The 23,113-nt window shown below is 59.5% G+C and carries 18 protein-coding genes; 9 read left to right on the top strand and 9 right to left on the bottom strand.

Annotation, left to right across the window (positions count from 1 at the left end):
- Positions 1-21: 21 nt before the first annotated feature.
- On the bottom strand, positions 22-2,076 hold the full coding sequence (locus J5W70_RS10760; protein WP_022396075.1) for a methylmalonyl-CoA mutase family protein: 2,055 nt from the start codon (positions 2,074-2,076) through the stop codon (positions 22-24).
- A 204-nt stretch (positions 2,077-2,280) separates the two neighbouring features.
- Between J5W70_RS10760 and J5W70_RS10755 the strand changes: the two genes are divergently transcribed.
- From J5W70_RS10755 to J5W70_RS10735, 5 genes are read left to right on the top strand one after another with little or no spacing between them, the layout of a single operon-like run.
- On the top strand, positions 2,281-4,899 hold the full coding sequence (locus tag J5W70_RS10755) for an MFS transporter (protein ID WP_022396074.1): 2,619 nt from the start codon (positions 2,281-2,283) through the stop codon (positions 4,897-4,899).
- Positions 4,896-5,561, top strand: a complete 666-nt coding sequence (locus tag J5W70_RS10750; protein WP_022396073.1) for a hypothetical protein — start codon at positions 4,896-4,898, stop codon at positions 5,559-5,561. Before J5W70_RS10755 ends, J5W70_RS10750 begins: the two co-directional genes overlap by 4 nt.
- Before the next feature lie 34 nt (positions 5,562-5,595).
- Complete coding sequence (locus J5W70_RS10745; protein WP_022396072.1) at positions 5,596-6,621, top strand: prenyltransferase/squalene oxidase repeat-containing protein; 1,026 nt, start codon at positions 5,596-5,598, stop codon at positions 6,619-6,621.
- Complete coding sequence (locus tag J5W70_RS10740; RefSeq protein WP_022396071.1) at positions 6,611-8,053, top strand: hypothetical protein; 1,443 nt, start codon at positions 6,611-6,613, stop codon at positions 8,051-8,053. The genes J5W70_RS10745 and J5W70_RS10740 overlap by 11 nt, the downstream gene beginning before the upstream one ends.
- Before the next feature lie 10 nt (positions 8,054-8,063).
- Positions 8,064-9,491, top strand: coding sequence for a hypothetical protein (locus J5W70_RS10735; protein ID WP_022396070.1), 1,428 nt, complete (start codon positions 8,064-8,066; stop codon positions 9,489-9,491).
- 59 nt (positions 9,492-9,550) lie between these two features.
- Here the strand turns inward: J5W70_RS10735 and proC are convergent, their stop codons facing one another.
- From proC to J5W70_RS10720, 3 genes are all read right to left on the bottom strand, one after another.
- Positions 9,551-10,357: a pyrroline-5-carboxylate reductase gene (gene proC, locus J5W70_RS10730; RefSeq protein WP_022396069.1), complete on the bottom strand. Its 807-nt coding sequence runs from the start codon at positions 10,355-10,357 to the stop codon at positions 9,551-9,553.
- A 157-nt stretch (positions 10,358-10,514) separates the two neighbouring features.
- A complete protein-coding gene (locus J5W70_RS10725) occupies positions 10,515-11,096 on the bottom strand; it encodes a DNA-3-methyladenine glycosylase I (protein ID WP_022396068.1) in 582 nt (193 codons plus the stop codon).
- An 11-nt stretch (positions 11,097-11,107) separates the two neighbouring features.
- On the bottom strand, positions 11,108-11,983 hold the full coding sequence (locus tag J5W70_RS10720; protein ID WP_146017775.1) for an ABC transporter permease: 876 nt from the start codon (positions 11,981-11,983) through the stop codon (positions 11,108-11,110).
- A 150-nt stretch (positions 11,984-12,133) separates the two neighbouring features.
- Between J5W70_RS10720 and J5W70_RS10715 the strand changes: the two genes are divergently transcribed.
- From J5W70_RS10715 to J5W70_RS10705, 3 genes are all read left to right on the top strand, one after another.
- On the top strand, positions 12,134-13,081 hold the full coding sequence (locus J5W70_RS10715) for a hypothetical protein (RefSeq protein ID WP_022396066.1): 948 nt from the start codon (positions 12,134-12,136) through the stop codon (positions 13,079-13,081).
- Positions 13,082-13,160: 79 nt separating this feature from the next.
- Positions 13,161-14,210, top strand: coding sequence for a serine/threonine protein kinase (locus J5W70_RS10710; protein WP_022396065.1), 1,050 nt, complete (start codon positions 13,161-13,163; stop codon positions 14,208-14,210).
- 19 nt (positions 14,211-14,229) lie between these two features.
- Positions 14,230-14,832 (top strand): uracil-DNA glycosylase family protein, encoded by a 603-nt coding sequence (locus J5W70_RS10705; protein ID WP_417194336.1) that lies wholly within the window; start codon positions 14,230-14,232, stop codon positions 14,830-14,832.
- 501 nt (positions 14,833-15,333) lie between these two features.
- On the opposite strand, the gene J5W70_RS10700 is transcribed toward J5W70_RS10705, so the two are convergent.
- A complete protein-coding gene (locus tag J5W70_RS10700) occupies positions 15,334-16,797 on the bottom strand; it encodes a tryptophanase (RefSeq protein WP_022396063.1) in 1,464 nt (487 codons plus the stop codon).
- Positions 16,798-16,949: 152 nt separating this feature from the next.
- Between J5W70_RS10700 and J5W70_RS10695 the strand changes: the two genes are divergently transcribed.
- Entirely contained in the window at positions 16,950-17,543 is a 594-nt protein-coding gene (locus J5W70_RS10695) for a M15 family metallopeptidase (protein WP_022396062.1), read from the top strand.
- On the opposite strand, the gene J5W70_RS10690 is transcribed toward J5W70_RS10695, so the two are convergent.
- From J5W70_RS10690 to J5W70_RS10675, 4 genes are all read right to left on the bottom strand, one after another.
- Positions 17,533-18,555, bottom strand: coding sequence for a lipoprotein N-acyltransferase Lnb domain-containing protein (locus tag J5W70_RS10690; RefSeq protein WP_215832813.1), 1,023 nt, complete (start codon positions 18,553-18,555; stop codon positions 17,533-17,535). The two genes, J5W70_RS10695 and J5W70_RS10690, sit on opposite strands and share 11 nt — an antisense overlap.
- A gap of 61 nt (positions 18,556-18,616) precedes the next feature.
- Complete coding sequence (pheT, locus tag J5W70_RS10685; RefSeq protein WP_022396060.1) at positions 18,617-21,136, bottom strand: phenylalanine--tRNA ligase subunit beta; 2,520 nt, start codon at positions 21,134-21,136, stop codon at positions 18,617-18,619.
- Positions 21,137-21,154: 18 nt separating this feature from the next.
- Positions 21,155-22,180, bottom strand: a complete 1,026-nt coding sequence (locus J5W70_RS10680) for a phenylalanine--tRNA ligase subunit alpha (protein ID WP_022396059.1) — start codon at positions 22,178-22,180, stop codon at positions 21,155-21,157.
- A gap of 222 nt (positions 22,181-22,402) precedes the next feature.
- Positions 22,403-22,909: a hypothetical protein gene (locus J5W70_RS10675; RefSeq protein ID WP_146016934.1), complete on the bottom strand. Its 507-nt coding sequence runs from the start codon at positions 22,907-22,909 to the stop codon at positions 22,403-22,405.
- Positions 22,910-23,113: the final 204 nt, after the last annotated feature.

Here is a 23,113-nt window from a genome sequence, read left to right as displayed (position 1 = left end):
AATGAAATAGGTTGGTGGTTGTTAGAGGCCGATCTTGTTCTGGATAGCTTCAACGGTGTTGTAGCAGTTGGCCTTGACGTGGATGAAGATATCCACGCCGGCTTCCTTGAACACTTCCACATGGTCGGCCGGATAACCGGCGAGGGCCACCATCATGTCCGGCTTGATTTCCTTGAGCGCCTTGCAGAAGGCGGGAACGATTTCCGGATAGGTGTCGTCCGTGGAGCAGATCACGCACACGGCGCAGCCGCTTTCCGCAGCCGCCCTGGCCGCGTCTTCCGGGGTCTGGAAGCCGGACGGGTAAACCACGTCCAGGCCGCCGGCGCGCAGGAAGTCGCGGGAGAAGTCCGCACGGGCCTTGTGCTGGCGCAGCGGGCCCATGTTCGCGAAGAATACCATCGGGCGGGAGCCTTTTTCCTCCACCCAGGCATCGGCCTTGGCAAGCAGGGATTCAAAGCGTTCCGCCAGGCGGCGCTTCGGCAGGGCTTCCATTTCCAGCGGTTCGCCGCACTTGCAGTCGGCGCCGGCCACGAGAGCCTTGTTGATAAGGCAGGTGGAGAAGCCTTCACTGGCGGCCTTGCAGGCGGAGTCCACGCTCATTTCTACTTCCGGGAGCTGCACGTCCGCATTTTTGCAGCAGCCGTGTCCCTTGGGAGCGGCGCAGGCGGCGCCTTCCGGCGTTTCCAGCTTTTTCTCCGCCAGGTTGACGTACTGGTTGACGCCCACGATGGACTGGCGGCGCTGGTCCGCCAGTTCATAGCGCTTGGCGGCGGTGGCGTTTACCTTCTTCTGGATGGTGCCGGCCTTGAGGGCCTTGATGATGCCGCCTTCCTTTTCAATGCCCTGGAAGACGTCCCAGATTTTCCGGGAGGCTTCGTCCGTCAGGTTTTCCAGGTACCAGGAACCGCCGGCGGGGTCCACTACCTTGTCCAGGTTGCATTCGCCCAGCAGAATCAGCGGGCAGTTGCGGGCGATGCGGCGGGAGAATTCGTCCGGCATGCGCACGGCCGCGTCAAAGGGCAGCACGTCGATGCTGTCCACGCCGCCCATGATGGCGGAGAAGGCCTGGGCGGAGCCGCGCAGAAGGTTGACCCACGGGTCCACCTTGGAAAGGGTCCAGAAGGAGGTGTGGGCATGAAGCTTGATTTTGGCAGCTTCCTCACTGCCGCCGCATTCCTTCACGATGATGGCCCAGAGTTCGCGCAGGGCGCGGATTTTGGCGATTTCCAGGAACAGGTTGGCTCCAATGGAGACCGTAAAGCGCATGTGCGCGGCGGCTTCATTCACGGAGATGCCGCGTTCCTCCATGGCGCGCAGGTAGGCCACAGCGGTAGAGAGCATGGCGCCCACTTCTTCAAAGGAGGAAGCGCCGGAGTCCGCATAAGGCAGTCCGCTGACGCCGATGGTCTGGAAGGCGGGAGCGTTGGCGACGGCCCATTTGGTCATCACCGCCATCTGGTCATAGCAGGCGCAGATGCCCTTCCCCCCGCAGAGGGAGCCCTTCATCACGGCCTTGCCCACCGGGTCGTACAGAACGCCGCCCTTGAGGTCCGCCGTGTTGAATCCGGCCGCCTTGTACGTGTTCAGGAACATGGAGAAGGTGCCCAGGCCGCAGGAGCCGGGCGTGATGTACACGGGCAGCTTGTCAAGCTGCACACCCTTGAGAGCGGTATCCCAGTCGGCCTGCTTGCGCAGCTTCAAGCCGCACTTGCAGTTGAGCTGGACGTTCACGGCAGTGAGGCCGCGGTCCAGATCGTGCAGAAGCTTGCCGTTGAAATCTTCCGGAGTGGAGGCGGGAATGCTCTGGGCAATTTCGCAGGGCTTTTCCATATAGCCCAGGGCGCGCGTTCCGCGGCGGTACGGGAATTGCCCGGCAGGCGCCACCGGAGCGTGTTCATCCCATTTGTTATAGATGGGATGCAGAGTGATTCCCTCCACAAGCTTGGTAAAAAGCTTCTTGTCAAAGTCAGCCCCTTTCAAGGCAGCGACGGCTGCCTCACGCCATTCGGCGTATGTGGCTGGTGCGAATTCTCCGAAGTCAACCTCCGGAGCCGTTGTTTTGTTTCCCTGTTGCATGGCGAAGTCAATGGGTAAGGCCTAATATGTTGGTTTTTAGTCATGCGCAAACCAGGCCAGATTTAAAGCGCAGCGTTATTTTAGGAAATCAAACTATAAAGTCCAGCGAGAAAAACACTCCAAGCCCAATGAACGCGAATTTGCCACATCACGCGCGGCGAGCTTGCAAAAACGATGTAAATAGCGTAAATACCGGGATTAAGCATGCCCCCTTCAACTACCGTCAAACTTCCTGCCCAGCTGGTCAGGCAGCTTCACTCCTTCCGCCGCCGCCTCAGAACGGTTAAGATGCTGGAAGCCGTATGCCTTGCAGGCATTGCCGTGATCCTTTCCTACGTTCTCCTGTACCTCTCCGACAGATTGTGGGAAACGCCCTCCGCCGTGGGCTGGATTCTTTTTTTCACCGCCATGGCCGGCCTGGCGGTGTTTATCCCGTGGTGGAGCTTCCGGTGGGTGTGGCAGCGGCGCACGGAGGCCCAATTGGCGCGCCTGATTTCCCGGACGGATGCGGCGCTGGGGGACCGGCTCCTGGGCGTCATCGAACTGGATTCCGAAAAGTACGGGCGCCAGTACAGTTCTGAAAAATTGAAAGCGGCCGCCATGGAACAGGTGGCCCGCGAAGTGTCCGCGCGGGATCTGACGGTGAATATCCCAAGGCCCAGCCACAAGAAATTGTTCGTCCTGCTGGCCATCCTGGCCTTATGCACGGCAGGCGTATGCCTGGTGAGCCCGGAAGCGGCGGGGAACGCCCTGGAACGCTGGCTCCAACCGTTCGATCCTCCGGAACGCTATACGTTCACCCAGCTGGACCCTACGCCGGATTCCCTGGTCATTCCCCTGGGGGAAAGCTACCTGTATGAGCTCAAACTGGCGAACGCCACCAAGTCCCGCCCGCAGACGGCAGAGTATTTCTTCCGCAACAGGGTGCGCCAGCAGGCCCCCCTGACGGACGGCGTGTATAAAATCCACATTCCACCCATGCAGCAGGCGGACAGGCTGGAGTTTTTCGCGGGGGACGTCGTGCGGCGGCTGAAAATCATTCCGAAGGCCCGCCCCTCCCTGCTGGGCGCTACGGCCACCGTGGCCTACCCCGCCTATATGGCGCGCCCCGACGGGCAGGAGGCCATGCGCGCAGGCGTCATTTCCGCCCCGGAAGGCTCCACGCTGACGTTGAAGGTGACTGCCTCCCAGAACCTGGCATCCGCGGCGGACGCGCAGGGTAAGCCGCTCCGCGTGGAAGGGAGCAGCGTTGTCATTCCGGATATCCGCCTGGAAAAAGACCCCAGGGAAATAGAACTCACCTGGACGGACAGCGACGGCCTTGCGGCCTCCCAGCCTGTGCGTATGCGCCTGGAACCCATTGAGGACAAGCAGCCTTCCATTTACCTGAGAGGAGGGGAGAATGACCGCTACGTGCTGGAAGACACCAGCATTGAATTGGAGGTGGAGGCGGCGGACGATTTCGGCCTCCGGGAAATGGGGGTGGAATGGCAGGGGGAAAAATCTTTTTACGACGATGAGGAAGAGAACGCCGCCGCTCCGGACCCGGCCAAGGCAGGCAAGCCCGTTCCCGGCCTGCGCGGGGAAAAGGTTCTGGCGGACGGCCATCCCACCCAGGCCAGCCTGAAAGGGATGTACCTGTTCCAGGCCAGGGCGCTGAAATTGTCCCCCCAGCGCGTCGTCGTTCGCGGGTTCACGCAGGATTACAAGCCCGGGGGAAAACGCGTTTATTCGGAACCCATGATCATCTTCGTCCTTTCCAAATCAGAGCATGCCCAGATGATCCGCAATGAACTGGAACGCATCACCAGCGAGCTGGAGGGGATGATCCGCCGCATGGACGCCATGACGGACGAGGCGAAGCGCCTGAAAGGAATGGAAGGCAGTGAATTGAAAAAGGCGGAGTCCCAGGAACGCCTGCACGCCCTGGCGGATGAAGAACAGACCAACAGGCGCGAATTGAGCGACCTGCTCAACCGCTCGGAGGACCTGTTCAAGGAGGCTTCCCGCAACCCCCAGATAGACCCCTCCGGCATGAAGGAGTTCATGAAGGGCATCTCCATGCTCAAGCCCATTCCCAACGGCCCCATGAAGAAGGCGCAGAAGCAGTTCCGGGATTCCGCCTCCGAGAACCGCTCCGAACAGGAGAGCCGGAAGGACCTGGACGACGGGGAGAGCTCCCATTCGGACGCCACCCAGGCGCTTAAAGACGCCATGAACCAGCTTTCCAAGTCCGCGCAGGACATGGAGGCCAGCACCTTCGTGGCGCGGCTCAAGCAGGCCGCCGCCAAGGAGGATTCCATCGCGAACGCGCTTGCCGGCCAGATCAATATCATTGTGGGCATGACCATGGATGAACTTGACCCCTCCACCAAACGGGAGATGGAAACCATCGCCACCCTTCAAAACGCCTCCACGCAGGACATCGGCTGGATTCTGGAAGACCTCAGCTATTACAAGTCCCGCACCGGGGAACGCATTTACAGCGACCTGTACAACCAGATGAACGCCTTCTCCCTCCGCGAGAAGCTGGACCTGGTGCACGGCAACATCCTGAACGCGATTACGGCCCGCTCCATTGACGAATCCCGCCTGTATGCCTCCACCCTGCGCCACTGGGCCAAGCTGATAGACGATTACAAGAAGAGCCGCGGCGGCGGCGGTGGCGGAAGCGGCGGTGGCGACCAGGCCTCCATTTCCGACGCCGAGTTCGAGTTCATGCTGAAAATCATCCGCATGATCCAGCAGGAACAGGACATCCGCATGCGCACCCGCGCCGCCGAGCAGGAACACCGCAAAACCCTTACTGCGCCAGCCCCATGAATACCGTGAACCTTTCCGCCCTGATTCTGGCAGTTTCCCTGCCCTGCGCCGCCGCTCCGGAGCCCGCTCCGGAATATTCCGCCAAGCACAAGGAAACGGCCTCCAAGCTGGCCGGACAACAGGACGAACTCCAGGCGGACACCTCCGACCTGATCCTGGGAGAAACCAATGAGAATGTGGTGGATCTGCTGAAAAAGTGCCGCCATGCCATGAATGACGCCGTGGACCTGCTAGAGGTTTACAATACGGGCGGCCAGACGCTGGCCGCCCAGTCAGACGTGATTGAGCTGATCTACCAGGCCGCCAAGGCCAAGATGACCGGAGCCGGCGGACAACCCAAGCCCGGAGGACAGGCCCTGATGGACATGCTGCGCCAGCTACTGGGCATGGACAACGATTCCCAGTCTGCGGAACAGCAGGACGGGGAGGGAGAAGGCGAAGGAGAAGGACAGAACGGCTCCCAGAAAGGCAAGGGAAACAATCCCGGACACGGAGCGGACGGAAAATCCAACATGGCCTCCACCCAGGAGAAGGGTGTTTCCAATCCGGACATGGCTACGGAAACGCGCTCCGTTCCCAAATCCACCGGCATGTCCGCGGACGACATGCCCTCCGAATTCCGCAAGGCGCTGGACGCCTACAACAAAACCCTTCAGAAGTAAACATGCACGCCCGCCGGGCGGCTCCCGCCCGTGAATGAACAATAACTCCCTTTCCCCCATGAAAAAGGCCCCCATCCTCCTTACCGTTCTTCTCGCCTGCTGCATGGCGGCCGCGCCGCAGAACGCCGCTGCCCAATCCTCCATGAGAACGTCTTCCCCCGTGCCGCCCCAGGTGGAGCTGATGTACGTGAAGGGACTCCGTTACCTCCAGAACGCCCAGAAGACGGACGGCACCTATGATGGCACCTACGGGCAGGAGCCCGGCATCATCGGCTTCTGCCTCATGTCCGTGCTGGCCCACGGGGACGACCCGAACACGGGGCCGTACGCCACCATGGTGCGCCGCTGCGTGAATTACATCCTTTCCAAGCAGAACAGGGGATCCGGGTACATTGGGGATTCCATGTACAACCACGGTTTCGCCACGCTGGCGCTGGCGGAGGCCTACGGCATGGTGAGGGACGACCGCATAGGCCCCGCCCTCCGGAAGGCCGTGGCCCTGACGCTGACCGCCCAGAAGAAGAACAAGACGGGAGGCTGGCGCTATTCCCCGGAGTCCACGGATGCGGACAGCACGGTGACCGGCTGCCAGATCGTCTCCCTGTTCGCGGCGCGCAACGCGGGCATTCCCGTGCCGGACGAGGCCTTTGAACGCGGCCTCAAGTATATGGCTTCCTGCCGTGACAAGAAGGGCGCCTACGGCTATACCGGCCCGGCGGGCCCCCGCGTCACCCTCACCGCCATCGGCTCCCTGACGCTGTCCCTGGCACGCCTCAAGACGGACCCGTCCTTCAAGGATTCCCTGGCCTACCTGAAAAAGAACCTGAATTACCGGGATTCCTCCTACCCGTTTTATTTTGAGTATTACATGTCCCAGGCCCTGTTCCATGCGGACCAGGAGGTATGGAAGGAATGGAATTACAAGAACATGCGCTACCTGGGCGCCTCCCAGGCACCCAACGGTTCCTGGCTCTCAGACCATTCCGCAGCGTATTCCACCTCCGCGGCCCTGCTTTCCCTGGCGCTCAATTACAGATTTTTACCCATCTATGAACAATAGAATCCGCCTTTCCCTCCTGCTGGCTCCGGTCTGCCTGCTGACCGCCTGGGCCAATTCCGTCGTAGACGTGGTCACGGACAGCAATTACCGCCTCCGCGGGGAAATCGTCTCCTACGGCAAACAGGGCATCGTCATCAAGCACCCGGCCATGCGCCAGAACGCGGTCATCCTCCCGTCGGAAATCCGCGCGCTTTATTTCACAGGCACCTCCTCCCCGGACCTGCGAGCCAGGGACAAGATTTTCATGGCCACGGGGCACCGGGATATCATCCCGTGCAACATCATCTCCATCACGCAGGACAAGGTGCAGTACCGGGACATGCTGGGCAACGAGCGTTCCATCCCCCGCGACCAGGTGGCCGGCTTCCGGCTGGATACGCTCCAGGAAAAGGGCTTCTGGCAGGAACCCCTGATTTTCGACAACAGCTGGGTTTATTCCGGCAACCGGGAGGACGATTACCGCACCCAGTCCGGAAGAAAACTGATGAACGCCCTGAAACCGAAAATCCAGGGAGACAAGTACCAATACCGGCTGGGCAACAGCGACTACCCCACCTGGATTCCCCTGTACAAGAACATCGGCCTGGATCCTTCCTCCTTCACCTTCCGCACCACCATGACGATGGACGGCAACAACGACCGCGCCGGCATTGTCTTCTGCTTCGGAGGGAACGAGAACATTCCCTTCCGGTCCAATTCCGGCAGCAGCCTGAACAGGCTCATGCTCAGCATCGCTCCCGGCAAATGCACCCTTCTCCGGGAACAGAAGTCCGGCATCATCGTGCTGGGGGAAGTGGACATCCCCACCCCTACCCTGACGGAAGGCGTGGATATCAGGCTGACGGCCTCCCGGCAGGGAGAGAACGAGCAGGTTTACGAGCTGCTGGTGGGAGACCTGCCGCCCAAGCTGATGACGGACCCCAGTCCCCCGGAACAACCGTTGCAGGGGGACGCCTTCGGCCTCCAGATGGAAGGGCACGTCTCCCTGACCATCAGCAGGCTGGCCCTTTCCTCCATCACCCTGAGCGCCAAATCCGTGACCAAGAATGGAAATGCCGCAACGGACCTTGTCCTGACGAAGGAGGAGGATGCCATTCCCGGTTCCATCAGCGGCTACAACAGCAGGAATAAGACGCTGACTCTTTCCACGGACAAGGAATATCCGGGCATTCCCCGGGAGCTTTCCATCCCCGCCAAGTATCTGGATACCGTCTTTTTCGCGGAACAGAACAAGAAGGACGATTCCCGCTCTGCGGCATGCCACAGCATTCTGATGAAGGACGGCTCCCGCCTGCACGGCAACATCCTGAGCATGGATTCCCTGAGAATCATCCTGCGGCATCCGCAGCTCGGGCAGATTTCCCTGCCCCTGAAAAACATCACCCGCGTGGAGTTTCTGAATTCCGCACAGCCATCCCGCTCCACCCCCTGATATATCCGCCATGAAACAAGCAATAACGCTTTTCCTGGGTGCCTGCATCCTGCTGGCCGCCGCCCTTCCGCCCACCGCACGGGCGGAAGGGGTCATTACGCTTAAATCCGGGGAAAAACTGCCGGGCAGCCTGGACACGCTGGACAGCCCGTACCTGAAAGTCCGCTCCAGCATTCTTTCCAAACCTGTGGATGTCAACCTGGAGGAGCTTGACGAGCTGGTTTCTTCCCGTCCGCTGGAGATACCGGAGCAGTTTTCCGTCATCAGGCTCGCCAACGGGGACGAGTTTTACGGCACCCTGAAGGCGCTGGATACGGAGAGCCTTCAACTGCAAACCGCGTGGGGCGGCCTGCTTCCCGTCAACAGGAAGTACGTGCGGCACATCGGGTTCGACTCCCAGAAAGCCTACCTGCGCAACGCGACGGAATCCCTCCAGGGCTGGAAGTCCTCCGCCAACAGCATGCTCCCGGAATGCCGCAACGGGTACTGGATCATGCGCGGCTCCAACAATACGGAACTGCAAACCTCCTTCCCCATGCCGTCCCGCCTCCATGTACAGTTTTCCCTTTACCATACCAATACATTCCGGATCAATCTCTCCCTCTGGCAGGACTCCAACTCCGGAAGCAGCATTGACCTGGGCCTCTCCCTGGAAAAGGCGGAACTCTCCAAGAATAGTTCCGGCCAGTACCGGACGCTGGGGAGGGTGAAAAGGAACACGGAGCGGAACTGGTATGCCGACAAGAGCGTCAAGCGTTCCGACGTTCATTTTTACGCCGACCCGGAAAAAGGCAATTACTACCTGTACGTCAACGGAGAACAGGTTGGCCGGTGGGAAGAGGTCAAGGACATGGACAATATCTTTGAGAATGAAAGCGGGGACGATGAGGAAGAAGACAGGGAAGCCTCCAAAAAGCATGAATTCAAACCGGGCAACACTCTTGCCGTGAGCGGTTACGACGGCTTGAACATGGCCGTGTTCAACCTGAACGTGTTTGACTGGAACGGCGCCCTCCCCCACCTGGCGGAGGAACAGGACATCATTTCCAAGTACGACACGGACGCCTCCAGGGACAAGGCCCTGCTGGTGAACGGAGACGTGCTCCGGGGAGCCATTTCCCTCCAGGAAAACGGCTCCATCCGCATCAAGTCGGACCACTATGACGTGACCATCCCCACCGCCAAGGTGCGCGCCCTGGACCAGAAAAGCCAGGAGGAGAAGAAACTGCCGGAGGACGGCGCGGACACCCGCGTTTTCCTGACGGACCAGAGCATCCTTTCACTGAACCTGGAGACCCTCAGGAACGGCTTCATGGAAGGGCGTTCCGCAGCGCTGGGAAAAGTCAGAATCCCGCTGAAATCCATCCGGAAAGTCCAGTTCAACCTGCAAAGCCCGGAGCTCCGGAAGCAGAGGGAAACGCCGTTCCGGAACAGGTAAAGGCGCGCCGCACGCGTTTTAGCCAATCCGGTTCCCGGGAGCGTTTAAGAGCGCATGCGTCAATGCTCCTCCATTTCCTCCGCCCGCCGCACGGCGCTTTTCACCGCCTGAATCCAGGCATTGCGGAATCCGCATTCGTCCAACGCGTTCAGGGCGGCAATCGTGGTGCCTCCGGGGGAAGTCACCTCATCCCGGAGCGCCATGGGATGCTTCCCGGTCTGTTCCAGCATGAGGGCGGACCCCCGCATGGTTTCCACGGCCATTTCCAGGGCGGTTTTCCTGGACAGTCCCATGGCTACGCCGGCGTCCGAAAGAGCGTCCAGCACCGTAAACATGTAGGCGGGCCCGCTGCCGGAAATGGCGGAAACAGCGTTCATCCTGGCTTCCTCCACCTTGTAGACGGAGCCGCAGCCGGAGAGCAGCCGCCGGGCCGCCTCCTCATCTTCATCCGTCACGGCGGCTCCCGTGCTGTAGGCGATGACCCCGGCCAGCACCATGCACGGGGTATTGGGCATGGCGCGCACGATGCGCGTTCCGTCGCTGGCGCAGGCTTCCATGTCATCCAGGGAGATGGCGGCAGCGATGGAGATCAACAGCGGCAGCTCCTCCCCCCGTTCGGAAAGGGAGGAAATGAGGGAAAGTACGCCGTGCGGCTTAACGGCCAGAATCAGGGCCTCCACAGCGTCCGCCGCATCCGCCTCCGTGGCCGCTTCATGCACGCCGGGGTATTCCTGCTGAAGGGCCTGCACGTTTTCATGGTGGTGGTCGTACACCCAGACTTCCTCCGGGGACACCGCTCCGGCTTTCAGCATGCCGCGCAGGAGGGCGCCGCCCATTTTTCCCAGTCCAATGATACCTGTTTTCATGGTTGATGATTTTCTTGCGGTCAAAAATATAAACGGTTTATAGAAAATAAAGATATTAATTACAACCTGTGAAAGTGAAAGATAAACTTTTGCACCTGTTTCCTCCAGCTTTCAGTGGCAAATTATTCGTAAAAATTGTAAACGGCTAATCTCCAGTCTATTCCGCCTGATTTGCTTTGCAGAAGCAGCCTTCCACATGGTCGTTCACAAAGCCGGCCGCCTGGAAAAAAGCGTAGCACATCGTTGAACCGAAGAATTTGAAGCCTCTCTTTTTCATGTCTTTGCTCATGGCGTCAGATTCGGGAGATGTGGCGGGGATTTGGCTTAGGGTCTTGAAATTGTTAACAACAGGCTGACGGCCGGGGAAGAATGAAAGGGCATACTGGTAGAAACTGCCGAATTCTTTCTGAACAGCCATAAACAGTTTCGCGTTATTGACTGTGCTATTGATTTTCAAACGGTTTTTGACGATTCCATCAAATTGCATCAACCGGTCGATGTCTTCCGGCGTCATTTGCGCTACTTTCTCCACATCAAAGCCATGGAAGGCTTCCCGGTATCCTTCGCGTTTCCGGAGGATAGTAATCCAGGCCAAGCCTGCCTGGGCGCTTTCAAGCACCAGAAATTCAAACAGGGTTTTGTCGTCGGTAACGGGTTTGCCCCATTCTTCGTCATGGTATTTTATATATAGTTCGTCTGTTCCGGCCCAACCGCAACGTGCATTGATGATGTCTTCCATACTTTTCCAGGTTAAAATTCCTTTTTCCTGAACAGCCATGCGGCCAGCGTCATGTGAAAGACGAAGTACCCCAGCGTAATCAGGGCCAGACTGCCGAACAGGGAAAGGGGAATGGTCTGCCCGTTCAGGGCGGAATCCGTTACGGAATAAATCTGGAAATTCGGAAAGATGAGGGCAAACAGCCTGCTGCCCGCCATTTCCCACCAGGAGATGCCTCCCGTTCCGGAGCCCACCCACAGGGAGAGCGCCTGCGTCTGGAACAGCCCCGCCAGATAGACCATGAACGTCAGCAGCGCGCTGATGATGGTTCCGTTCGTCATGCAGGACATCAGCAGCGTGAGGGAGGAGAGGACCACGAATTCGCACATCATGACGCCCAGGCCCGTCTGCACGTTCCAGGTAGCGCCCTGGAGGCGGATTCTGTCCAGGTACGGCTGCATTTCCTCCACCGTATAGCGGCCTTTCAGGGAGGCGATCTGCTCCGCCACTACCGTATCCGTCCGCAGCCACAGCACCAGCGTCATCACAGCGTCCATCAGCAGCACGGCGATCAGGGTGAGGGCCAGCACCCCCAGCACCTTCCCCATCAGGTAGTCGATGCGAGGAACCGGCTTGCACAGGATGGTGTACAGGATGCGGTCTTCCGCGTCCTTGGGGATAATCAGGGCCGTGGCCGCCACGCAGAAAAAGAGGCCGAACACCCGCATGGCGCCGTAAGCGGAGTTTTTCAGCAGAACGAGTTCATTGATTCCCCCGGTTTCCGGCCCCAGCACCGCGCTCAGGCGGAAGGAGCTCAGGGCCAGCAGAGCCACGGCAAAGAGGCCCAGAAAGAGAAACACCTTCATCCGCACGAGCTGCGTGAAGGTGGTACCGGCGATTACGGCCATGCGCCTGGGCGAAGGTATATAACCGGAGGTAATCCATGCCATGCGGACCATCTTGCCGTATTCCGGAACAAATAAAAGAGCTTTTTATTTCATGTGCTGAACTCCTTCCGCCTTGAAGAAGCTTCCCTCCCGTGTTCTCATGGGGCGCGTATGAGTCTACGATCCCAGTTGGAAGAATTGCTTCCGGAACTTTTGCCTTCCGACCCGGCCCAGGCCATCAAGGGGACCGAACTCATCCGCCTGGTGCGCCTGAGGCTGGGTGAGGAGTATTCAGACGCCTCCCTGCGCTACCATTTCTCCTTCATGGCCTCCGAGCCGGACTCGGAAATCGCCAAGGTGGAGCGCGGCCAGGGCTATTACAGGCGCGTTCGGGACCGGGACGGCAAACCGGCGGCCAGGGGGCTGCTGCCCCTGTTTCTGGGGGAAAACGAACCGGACGCGCTGAACTGCCGCGCCAAGGCGCTGGCCCTGGCCGTGCGCCAGTATGATACCACGGGCCGCGGGGTTTTCGTGTTCAGCACCAGTGAAACGGGAACCTCATGGGTGAAGCCGGACCTGGCCGTCGTGGAATGGCCGGATGGGGAATGGGAGGGGAACGCGCTGGTCTTCGACCAAAGCGCGCTTCAGCGCCGCCGCATGATCGGAGCGCCCATGATGGGCATCCGCAGCGTCTGCGTGGCCCGCATGCCCGGAGGAGAAGACGGCAGGAGGGAGTTTTTCAGGACCCTGGCCACGTCCCGCTGGGCGCAGTGCGGGGAACTGGTCATCGTGGGGGAACTTCCGGATGATTCCGAATGCGCCGCGCTGCGCGGACTGGCCGCCGAATTCGGCGTAGGCGTCGTGTGCCTGGAAATTGCAGACGAACGCCTGTGCGAACTGCCGGGGGCGGAAGAGATTTTCAAGGCAGGGGACGAGGAATGCGCCGCCCTGCTGGCGGAGCTGACGCCCGTGCGCCTGGCTTCCAGCCGCCTGAAGGCGCTGGAGGCCGATACCGGGGAAACCCTGGGCGGGGAATTCGGCGCCCTGTTCGACTGGCTGGCCGCCTGCCTGGAACGCGGCAGCGTGGAGGAATATGAATTCCGGGTTTCCTGTTATTGAATACGGCAGAGAGATTCTTGACAGAACTTGCGTATTGAATTAAAGATTTTCCCGGCCCCAACCCGCCCTCCCCCCTGACATGGAACAAGAAACCCTGGTTTACCCGCTTGCGAACAATACCGTTCTGCAAGACAAGTATACGATATTGAATGTGCTGAACGCCGGAGGCTTCGGCATTACGTACCTGGCGCTGGACAATCCCCATTCCCGGTACGTCGTCATCAAGGAATGCATGCCGGACGCCTACGCCTACCGGGACATGGAAACCGGCTTCGTCCACCCGCGGGACGAACAGGCCGCCGTCAACTTCGCCCAGAGCATTTCCAACTCCCGGCAGGAGGCTTCCGTCCTGGCCCAGCTCAACCACCCCGGCATCGTACAGGTGTTCGACATGTTTGACGCCAACGGCACCTGCTATTACGTTATGGAAAACATCCAGGGGCAGACCCTGTTCGACCTGATGACCACCATGCACGCCACCGGACAGAGCATGGAGCCGGCACGGGCCACGGACCTTCTGTTCCGCCTGCTGGACATCCTGCACTATCTTCACGCCATGGGGGTTTACCATTGCGACATCAAGCCGGGAAACATCTTCATCCAGCCGGACGGCACGCCCAAGCTGATCGACTTCGGCGCCGTGCGCACCAAGACCCTCCAGCACCAGGGCCTCGTCCAGATCACTCCCGGCTACACGCCGCCGGAATTCTACCCCGGACGCCGGAGCGAAATCGGCCCCTGGTGCGACATGTACGAGCTGGGCGCCACGTTCTACGAATTGCTTACGGGCCAGGTTCCCCACCCGGCGGACCAGCGTTCCGTGGTGGACCGCAACCCGAAGGTGACCAGTTACGCGGCCCTGCGGAAGACATACCCCATGAACTTCCTTTCCGGGATTGACAAGGCCCTGTCTCCGGATGAACGCAGCCGCTTCCATTCCGCCAAAGCATGGAACGATTACATCAACGCCATGGCGGCCGCAGGAACCCTGCAAGCCGGAGGAGTGGCGCGGAAAGCCCTGCCCAAGGCCAGAAAGAAATCTTCCGCAGGCACCGCCTTCGTCATCATCCTGCTCATCGCGGCGGCGGCCGTCTGGATATGCTGGAAGCAGGGCCTGATCAATTTCTGACCCCCACCTCCCGTTCATGCTGGACCTGGCGGAAGAACTGAAGGCGGCGGCCGCGGAGGGGATGCAGCTCCCTTCCCTGTGCGTGGACCCGGCGTCCATCCTGGCCGTGATGGTCAATGAAGTGGTTCCGGAATGCCCGGAAGACGATTTTTACGGGAACGCCCCCGCGCCGCTGTACCTGTCCACCGCCCTGCCCCTGTTCCGCCGGGGCGGCCTCCCAGCCTCTTCCATCCGTGACGTGACGGAAGCCGGCATTTACATCACCAACGCCGTCAAGAGGCCCAAAAGGGAAAGCGCGGTGCCGCAGGAAATGATTGAAGAGAGCCTCCCCGTGCTGGAACGGGAATTGTCCCTTTTCCCGAATCTCCGCGCCGTGATGCTGATGGGGGATGTAGCCAAAAAGGCGTTCAACATGATTGCCCGCAGCAAGACGGGGAAGAGCGCCATTCCCGCCGGCTCCACCTACAAGCTCCGCAGGACGCCCTTTCATGCCATGGGGCTCCGCATTTTCCCGTCCTACATCATGACGGGGCGCAATCTTCTGATTGAAAAGTCAAAGACGGCCATGGCCGCGGAGGACATCCGCGCCATGCTCGAGTTTATCCGCAGCCAGGAGCTCTGAAGGCGCTTGCGGCCATGAAACCGGATGGAGAGGAAGAGAGCCCTCTTTTAAAAACAGATGCGGCCTTTGTCCGCATTCTGATCAGGTTGCCGCGCAGGCATGCGGCTCTCCTGCAAACGCCGGGAGAAATTCCGCCATCAATTAATAATCTAAGGTATTCTATTGCGCCAGGGAGTGAAGGAGCATTTCAGATTCATTTGCCCTGCGGGCTTGAAATTTCGCTTTCCGTTCTACCGGGCTTGTCCGGATTTCCGGCCTCTTGGCCGAATCCCTTTCCGCAGCGCAGCAAAGGGAATTTTTTACCCTTTTCATGTTCCGTTCGGAGCCGATAAGGGCGGCAGCCCCTTATTTTCAGCAACGCGACAGTGGGAAAAATAACGGAGGAAGGACATATCCCCGGCATGCCCGCTGCATCTTTCCACGCAGGAAGACTTTCATGACGGCAAGGGCCGAACCAGACGGTTCAGCCCTTGCAAATGGTTGAGAACTGAGAAAAGGCGCTTACAGGCTTTCCCCGAAGTCCTGGCGGTACTTGGCCGCCAGTTTTTCAGGCCAGTCGCTCTTGGCGCGGAGCTTGCCCATGAAGAAGCGCAGCACGGGCGGTTCCTCCACGAATTCCAGGCCGCCGATCAGGTCGCGGTTGTCGTAGAGCCATTTCATGCGGTCCGCCACGTATTTGACCTGGGACAGCGTGAAGACGCGGCGCGGGAAGGCCAGGCGGAGCAGTTCCACATCCGCCAGAATGTCGTCGCCGTTTTCGTCGCGGACGCTGGAGAGCGTGCCGCGTTCCATCCCGCGCACGCCGGAGGCGATGAAGAAGGCCGCCGCCAGGGCCCCGGCAGGATAGTCCTCCTGCGGAATATGGGGCAGGAAGCGCCCGGCGTCAATATGGGCGCCCAGGCCGCCCGCGGGGGTCACGCAGGGAATGCCCATGTCCACCATCTGGCCGATGAAGTATTCAATGAAGGAGGGGCTCTGGGAAATCACGGTCAGGTCCGTGGTTTCATACAGGCCCACGGCCATGGCTTCAATTTCACGCACGGAGATGCCGCCGTAGGTCAGGAAGCCTTCAAACAGGGGAACCAGGTGCTCCATTTTCTTGGCGATGGAGCGGTCGTTCGTGCAGATGCCGCCGCCGCGGGAGGAGGAAACCTTGCGGGCGGAGAAGTATACCAGGTCCGCCAGGCCGCACATGGTTTTCAGGATGTCAGCGCAGGAGGAGTCCTTGAACTCGTCTTCACGCATCTTGATGAAGTAGGCGTTTTCCCCGATCAGGGAGGCGTCCAGCACCAGCATGATGCCGAATTCGTCGCAAATGCCGCGGATTTCACGCATGTTGGCAATGGAGAAAGGCTGGCCGCCGATTAAATTGGTGGAGGCCTCCATGCGCACGAAGGGAATTTTGTCCGCCCCATGGCGGGCGATGCAGTCGCGCAGCTTGGCGGGGTCCAGGTTGCCCTTGAAGGGGTTGGTGCTGACCGGGTTGACGGCGTCATCCGCCACCAGTTCCTCAATCTTGCCGCCGTTCAGGTCAATGTGGGCGTGCGTGGTGGTGAAATGGTAGTTCATGGGAACCACGTCCCCGGGCTTCACGAAGGTGCGGGCGATGATGTTTTCACAGGCGCGGCCCTGGTGGGCGGGAAGCAGGTATTCCTTGCCGAAGACGTCCCATACGGCCTGCTTCAGGCGGTCAAAGCTCTGGGAACCGGCATAGGCGTCGTCCGCACGGAACATGGCGGCGATCTGGTTGTCGCTCATGGCGTTGACGCCGGAATCCGTCAGCATGTCCAGGTAAACGTCGTTCGTGCTCAACTGGAACGTGTTGAACCCGGCTTCCTGCGCGGCTTCCAGACGGCGTTCCACGGGGACAAGATGCAGCTTCTGCACCACGCGGACTTTATGCAGTTCCAGGGGAATTTGTTCCCCATTGTAAAATTTGACAACGTTGGATGGTTCTGAATTCATAAAATAAAAGGTGAATAAAAGTGTAGCAGAATGAGTCCTTTCCGCAACATAAAAGACACCCCGCTTCTTTTTCTCCCCTTCCGGAAAGGCAGGAATGCCGCTGGCAGGAAAAATGTGGAACTTACGGGAGGAAACTCCTAGCGTGAACTCCTATGAAAGAACACTGGAAATTGATTCAACAGCATCTGGGACTGGATGCGGACGGCATCCCCGGTCCCCGGACGGCGCAAGCCCTGATGGAAAAACTGGGCATCCGCCAGCCGGAACATTCCTGGCCCAGCCAGGAGGAAGTGCGCTCCGGGAAGTCCGTCTTCGGCCGCGCGGGGGATGAAAGCAACATGACCAGTATCCGGCTGCCATACATCATGCGACTGGCATGGGAGAGGAACACGACCGTTTCCACCATGCGCTGCCACAAGCTGGTGGCGGAACCGCTCCTCCGCATTTTCCAGGCCACCCTGGACCATTACGGCATGGAGAAGATACGGGAACTGGGGCTGGACCTGTACGGAGGCTGCTTCAACAACCGCTCCATCATCGGCGGGAAGGCCACGTCCATGCATGCCTGGGGCATTGCCGTGGACATGGACCCGGACAGGAACGGCCTGAACATCCCTGCACCGAAAGCGGTACTGTCCGGACCGGAGTACGCGGCCTTCTGGCAGTTCGTGGAGGCGGAGGGGGCCGTATCCCTGGGACGCGCACGCGATTACGACTGGATGCACTTCCAGTTCGCTACTCTTTGACCGGAGCGGACGGGTCCGTGCGCCAGCCCTCCTCCCAGCGGCGGCGGAGGGCTGCCCAGTCCAGCCCTTCCCCGCCATGCCCCAGGAAGGAGCGTTTTTTCAGTTCACGGAAGTTTTCTCCGGGCAGATGGAGCAGCTCCCCCCGGTCATAGGCGTCCTGGTCGCACATGCCGTTGAAGAGGGGCGTCCACTGCCAGCGGCGCACGCCCAGGTAGTTCTTGAACGTATCCACCAGCTCCGTCGTGCAGTTGGCGGTGACGGTGTTGTAGTAACGCGGGCGTTCATGGAGGCTGTTGATTTTCTCCGCAAAGCCCAGGAAGGCCTTTTTCAGGTTTTCCCTGCCGATGTTGATGCGGTACAGGTACATGTCCTCCTTCCGGTAGGTGGTGCGCAAGTCGAACAAATCTTCCTCGTCCGCCAGGATGTAAATCACGTTGAACTGCTTGTAGAGGCCCGGAACGGTCCCCTGCTCCACCCCTTCCGGCAGGCGCGTCTCCACGGACAGGGCCAAATGCTTCCCATCCTCAAAGCCGAAGGAGAGCATGGTGTGGGCTACAAATTCCATTCCGTCCCAGTGGCTCACGGCGAAGTCCAGCGTGGCCAGCTTGTCCAGGTCAAAGCGGCGCGTCACGTAGCGCACGTCAAAGTCCCGCTCCGTCCGGTAAACGAAGCTGCGCACGTCCTTCACCAGGATTTCATTCCCGTTGATTTCCACGGCGGGCAACCGGCTCCAGGACGGCTGCCATTCCTTGCCGTTCGTCGCAGGAATGCACAGGTAGTACGCCAGCAGCAGGGCCAGCACGCCCCAGGAGGCGCGCCAGAATACGGGCCGCTTTCTGCGGAAGATGAAGGCGCACGCCATGGCCGCCAGGTAAAGCCACACCAGCACGGCGCCGCCCCATACATTGTAAAATACCACGCCCGCCGCCCATACGGACAGGCCGAACCATGCCGCCATCATCAGAACGCGGGCGGCAGCCAGGCCCGCATGGCGCAGGGAAGTCAGGTGCATGGGAAATGAAAAGAGAGGCCGCGCGCTCCGGTTCATGAAACGCGCGGCCCGTTGACGGGGGTTATCTGAAGGAAAGGCCCTTTACCTTGTCCGCCAGGGCTTTCAGCACGCGCTGGTGCGCGGCGTCCACTTCCGCGGCCGTGAGGGTCTTGGCCGGATCCCTGTACAGGAAGGTGTAGGCAATGGATTTGCGGTCCGCCGGGAGCTTTTCACCGGAGGGGTCCGTGAATACGTCAAAGCAGGAGTAGCTGACAAGCAGTTTTTCCCGTGCGGCTTCAATGGCTTTCACGATGTCCGCATTGGGCGTGGAAAGGGGCAGTTCCATGGCCGCATCACGGGAGGAGCCGGGGAACTGGGGCAGTTCCGCGGCCTTCACGGGAGCGGTGAGAATTTCCTGCATCTTGCGGAGGTCCAGTTCCGCCACGTACACGGGCTGGTCCAGGCCCAGCTCCCGGCAACGCGCCAGGGACAGGCGGGCGAAGTAGCCGCAGGCCTTCCCGTCAAGCTGCACGTCCGCCCCCAGGGCGGCCTGTTCGCGCGGTTTGGCGGGGGTCAGCGTAAAGCGGTGGCCCGGAGCCAGCGCTTCCATGACGGCCAGCAGGTCTTCAAAGGAGGCCTGTTCCGGCCTGGGGTCCGCCCAGGAGCGCGCCGTGCGGTCCCCGGAAAGCAGGATGCCCAGGGTATCCGTTTCAATGTCCCTGCCCTTGCCGCCGCCCGTATTGCGGAAGACGCGGCCAAGTTCAAAGAAGCGCAGGCCGGAGACGCCCTGGTTGCTGTTGCGCACGGCGGCGGCAATCAGGCCGGGCGTGTGCGCGGGGCGCAGTACGGAGTGGTCCTCGCTGAGCGGCAGGGACACGCGGATGAGGTCGCCGTCCTGCAGGGGGCGCAGGGGTAGCGCGTCCTTCACCTGGGCGATGGCGCCGTCAGCGGCTTCAGAGGCGATGAGCTTGATGGTCTGGGTTTCATAGAACCCCAGGGCCGCCAGCTTGCGGCGCAGGCCCATCTGGAAGTTATAGGCCACGTCTACGGGGGATTCCGTGACGAAGGGGCCGGAGAAGCGGGACGGGATGCCGTCCAGCCCGAAGACGCGGACGATTTCCTCCAGCAAGTCGCAGGGGCGCGTAAGGTCCAGGCGGTGGGAGGGGATCAGCCAGCATTCCGGGGCGTCCGGAACCTGCATCAGGCCCAGCGCCGCCAGGATGCGCGCGCCTTCCTCGTGGGAAATGGAACCGCCGGACATCTGGTCCAGAGCCTTCCAGGGAAGCTTCACGAAGCCCAGTTCATTGGTCACCGTGGCGCCCTTCCCCTGCTTCAGGGAAGCGAACGCGGAAACGGGGCCGTCCGGCTCCCCGCAGGAAGGCATGCAGGCATGGGCCGGATTCGCCACGGGGGCGCCGGCCACATACGTCTTGGAGGCCGTGCCGCCCGCCAGCTGGAGAATCAGTTCCACGGCGCGCACGGAACCGCGCAACACGTTCCAGGCGGAGGTGCCGCGTTCAAAGCGGTAGGAGGAGTCGGAAGACAGGGCCAGCCTGCGGGACGTGGCGCGCACGGAGGAGGGCTTGAACCAGGCGGATTCCAGAATAATGTCCGTAGTGGCTTCCGTCACGCCGCTTTCCTCCCCGCCCATCACGCCGCCGATGGCGAGCGCCTTGCCGGACTGGTCCGCGACGACCAGGTCCGTGCAGTTGAGGGTGTATTCCTGCCCGTCCAGGGCCTTGAAGGTTTCCCCTTCGTAGGCGGTGCGGGTGACGATGCCGCCCTGCACCTTCGCCGCGTCAAACGCGTGGAGGGGCGTGCCCAGTTCATGCAGGACGTAGTTGGTGACGTCCACGATGTTGTTGATGGGGCGCAGGCCGATGGCCACCAGGCGTTCCTTCAGCCATTCCGGGCTTTCCTGCACCTTCACGCCGCTGATTTTCACGGCGGTGTAGTACGGGTTCAGGTCCGGCTGGTCCAGCCGCACGAAGTCCCCGGCGGGTTCCAGCTCCACCCCGGCGTCATCAATGGAAACGGGCCTGTACTCCCGTCCGGAGATGGCGGCCAGTTCATACGCCATGCCGTTGTGGGAAAGCAGGTCCGGACGGTTGGGCGTCACTTCCACTTCCACCATCGTATCCGCCTTGACGACCTGGGAGATCGGCGTGCCGGGTTCCAGCTCCTGCGGAAGAATCCAGAGGCCGTGCTCCTTGTCGGGCAGCCCCAGTTCGGAAGCGGAGCAGAGCATGCCGCGGGATTCCACCCCGCGCAGCTTGCCCACCTTGATTTCAAAGTTGCCGGGCAGCACCGCTCCCGGCAGGGCGCAGGGAACCTTGTCCCCCACCTTGTAGTTCTGCGCGCCGCACACAATCTGGTGCAGCGTGCCGTCGCCCACGTCCACCTGGCAGACTTTCAGGCGGTCCGCCTGGGGATGCTGTTCCGCGGCAGCCACGCGGGCCACCACCACGTACGGGGAGTCCACGCCCTGCTGGCGGATGTCTTCCACTTCAATGCCGGCAAAGGTCAGCATGTCCGACATTTCGTCCACGCTCAGGCCGGCCAGGTCAATATACTGGGAAAGCCAGTTAAGGGAAATTTTCATATCTGAGTAAGGTAAAAATTATTGGAATTGGGCAAGGAAGCGCACGTCGTTCTCAATCAGGGCGCGGATGTCCCGGATGCCCCAGCGGATCATGGCCAGGCGGTCCAGGCCGATGCCGAAGGCAAATCCGGTCAGCCCCGTGTAGCGGGCCTGCACGCCGGGTTCCAGCCCCAGTTCGCGGTCCACGGCTTCAAAGACGTTCGGGTCCACCATGCCGCAGCCGGCGATCTCCACCCAGCGCGGTTCTTGGCCGTCCACCTTCAGCTTCACGTCAATTTCAAAGCTGGGTTCCGTGAACGGGAAGAAATGGGGGCGGAAGCGCACTTCCGTATCGGAGCCGAAGAGGGCGCGCAGGAAGTATTCCAGCGTCCCTTTCAGGTCGCCCACGGAAACGTCCGTGTCCACATACAGGCCTTCCAGCTGGTTGAAGGCGGAAAGGTGCGTGGCGTCAATCTCGTCACGGCGGTAGGCGGAGCCGGGGGAAATCACGCGCACGGGGGGCGTCTGCTTCTCCATGGAGCGTATTTGCACGGTGGAGGTGTGCGTACGCAGCAGCTTGCCGGAATCAAAGTAAAACGTGTCCTTCTCATTGCGGGCCGGATGGTCCTCCGGCGTGTTCAGCGCGTCAAAGCAGTGGAACTCGTCCTCAATCTCCGGGCCGTCCGCCAGGGCAAAACCCATGTGGCGCAGAATGCGGATGGCTTCATCCCGCACGATCGTGAGGGGATGCAGGCCGCCCTGCGGCAGGGAGCGGGCCGGAAGCGTCAGGTCAACGCCGGCCACGGCGGCCTTGTCCGCCTGGGCCTGCACTTCCTCCAGCTTGGCGTCCAGCGCTTCCGTAATAGCCTTGCGGGCCTCGTTAAGCAACTGGCCGACGGCGGGCTTTTCCTCCCTGGGAACGTCCTTCATGCCCGTCTGGGCCATGGTCAGTTCCCCTTTTTTGCCGAGGATGGCTACGCGCGCGTCTTCCACGCCGCGCCTGTCAGACACCTGGGCGATGCGCGCCAGGGCATCCCGTTGAATGCGTACAATCTCTTCCTTCATAAAATTTGACGGGCAAGAGCTTACCCGTCCCCCCCGCCAGCGTCAAGCCCTTCGGAGGGCAGATCACAAAGTCATTGCACCTGATTTTGAAAAGATCAAACTTTCATTGTTTCCTTCATCATTGGAATCATATAGTTCCTCTTATATTATTTTCCAAATAATATCACAATAAATTTATTTTTATTCAATATCTATCGGTGATATATGGATGGAAAACGATCATTAATTGGAAGATATATATCCTAATACAGTCAAACATAATCCAATGCACCATATTGCAACACACAAAAGAGGCAACCATGTACCAAGAAGAGAAACAACTTTAAAAGAACAATGTTTTCTCTCTTTTAAGCATTTATCTGTTACAGAGAATACATGATATTCATCAAGATTATGTAATATTTTAAGAACGATATCCAATTTTATGTAAATTCTGTAAACAGAAAACCACAATAACGATTGAATTATCACGCCAATAAGTAGTATCCATATGAGATTAGCATTGCTCCTTACTGTTACAGCTGCCATTAGAATTAATGAAAAAATAATGAAAAAATAGTTTAGTCTAGTACAAAATAAATTCTCCATAAACTCTCTTTCTTCATAAAAAGTCCAATCTCCATTTTCCCTTTGTTTTTCATAAAACCGAAGAAAATCGGCTTTGGAAAGAGTGGATGGTTCAAGTAGACAAGAAATACGCGTACTCATTTTTTGATTATCGTCTTTCATACAGTATTTTTCGTATCTCTTATTTAATAGCAAAGAAATATAATTTTTCAAGATAATTTTTTCTATTTCCCATAAAGTCGGAATAGATGAATCTAATTCATCAGGTCATAAATAGAAAGTTTGGAAATCTTTTAATAAAACAAAATATTACAGAAAAAATTATAAATATAATAAAAAACCATTTATAAAGTCACTAATTTTCAA

This window comes from Akkermansia massiliensis, from assembly GCF_018847375.1.
GTDB classification, from domain to species: domain Bacteria; phylum Verrucomicrobiota; class Verrucomicrobiia; order Verrucomicrobiales; family Akkermansiaceae; genus Akkermansia; species Akkermansia massiliensis.
This window is presented reverse-complemented; position numbering and strand designations above follow the sequence as displayed.

Excerpts from the sequence above, each read along its gene's own strand:
- J5W70_RS10760 (WP_022396075.1), bottom strand. The coding sequence starts at position 2,076 with ATGCAACAGGGAAACAAAACAACGGCTCCGGAGGTTGACTTCGGAGAA.
- J5W70_RS10755 (WP_022396074.1), top strand. The coding sequence starts at position 2,281 with ATGCCCCCTTCAACTACCGTCAAACTTCCTGCCCAGCTGGTCAGGCAG.
- J5W70_RS10750 (WP_022396073.1), top strand. The coding sequence starts at position 4,896 with ATGAATACCGTGAACCTTTCCGCCCTGATTCTGGCAGTTTCCCTGCCC.
- J5W70_RS10745 (WP_022396072.1), top strand. The coding sequence starts at position 5,596 with ATGAACAATAACTCCCTTTCCCCCATGAAAAAGGCCCCCATCCTCCTT.
- J5W70_RS10740 (WP_022396071.1), top strand. The coding sequence starts at position 6,611 with ATGAACAATAGAATCCGCCTTTCCCTCCTGCTGGCTCCGGTCTGCCTG.
- J5W70_RS10735 (WP_022396070.1), top strand. The coding sequence starts at position 8,064 with ATGAAACAAGCAATAACGCTTTTCCTGGGTGCCTGCATCCTGCTGGCC.
- proC (WP_022396069.1), bottom strand. The coding sequence starts at position 10,357 with ATGAAAACAGGTATCATTGGACTGGGAAAAATGGGCGGCGCCCTCCTG.
- J5W70_RS10725 (WP_022396068.1), bottom strand. The coding sequence starts at position 11,096 with ATGGAAGACATCATCAATGCACGTTGCGGTTGGGCCGGAACAGACGAA.
- J5W70_RS10720 (WP_146017775.1), bottom strand. The coding sequence starts at position 11,983 with ATGGCCGTAATCGCCGGTACCACCTTCACGCAGCTCGTGCGGATGAAG.
- J5W70_RS10715 (WP_022396066.1), top strand. The coding sequence starts at position 12,134 with ATGAGTCTACGATCCCAGTTGGAAGAATTGCTTCCGGAACTTTTGCCT.
- J5W70_RS10710 (WP_022396065.1), top strand. The coding sequence starts at position 13,161 with ATGGAACAAGAAACCCTGGTTTACCCGCTTGCGAACAATACCGTTCTG.
- J5W70_RS10700 (WP_022396063.1), bottom strand. The coding sequence starts at position 16,797 with ATGAATTCAGAACCATCCAACGTTGTCAAATTTTACAATGGGGAACAA.
- J5W70_RS10695 (WP_022396062.1), top strand. The coding sequence starts at position 16,950 with ATGAAAGAACACTGGAAATTGATTCAACAGCATCTGGGACTGGATGCG.
- J5W70_RS10690 (WP_215832813.1), bottom strand. The coding sequence starts at position 18,555 with ATGCACCTGACTTCCCTGCGCCATGCGGGCCTGGCTGCCGCCCGCGTT.
- pheT (WP_022396060.1), bottom strand. The coding sequence starts at position 21,136 with ATGAAAATTTCCCTTAACTGGCTTTCCCAGTATATTGACCTGGCCGGC.
- J5W70_RS10680 (WP_022396059.1), bottom strand. The coding sequence starts at position 22,180 with ATGAAGGAAGAGATTGTACGCATTCAACGGGATGCCCTGGCGCGCATC.
- J5W70_RS10675 (WP_146016934.1), bottom strand. The coding sequence starts at position 22,909 with ATGAAAGACGATAATCAAAAAATGAGTACGCGTATTTCTTGTCTACTT.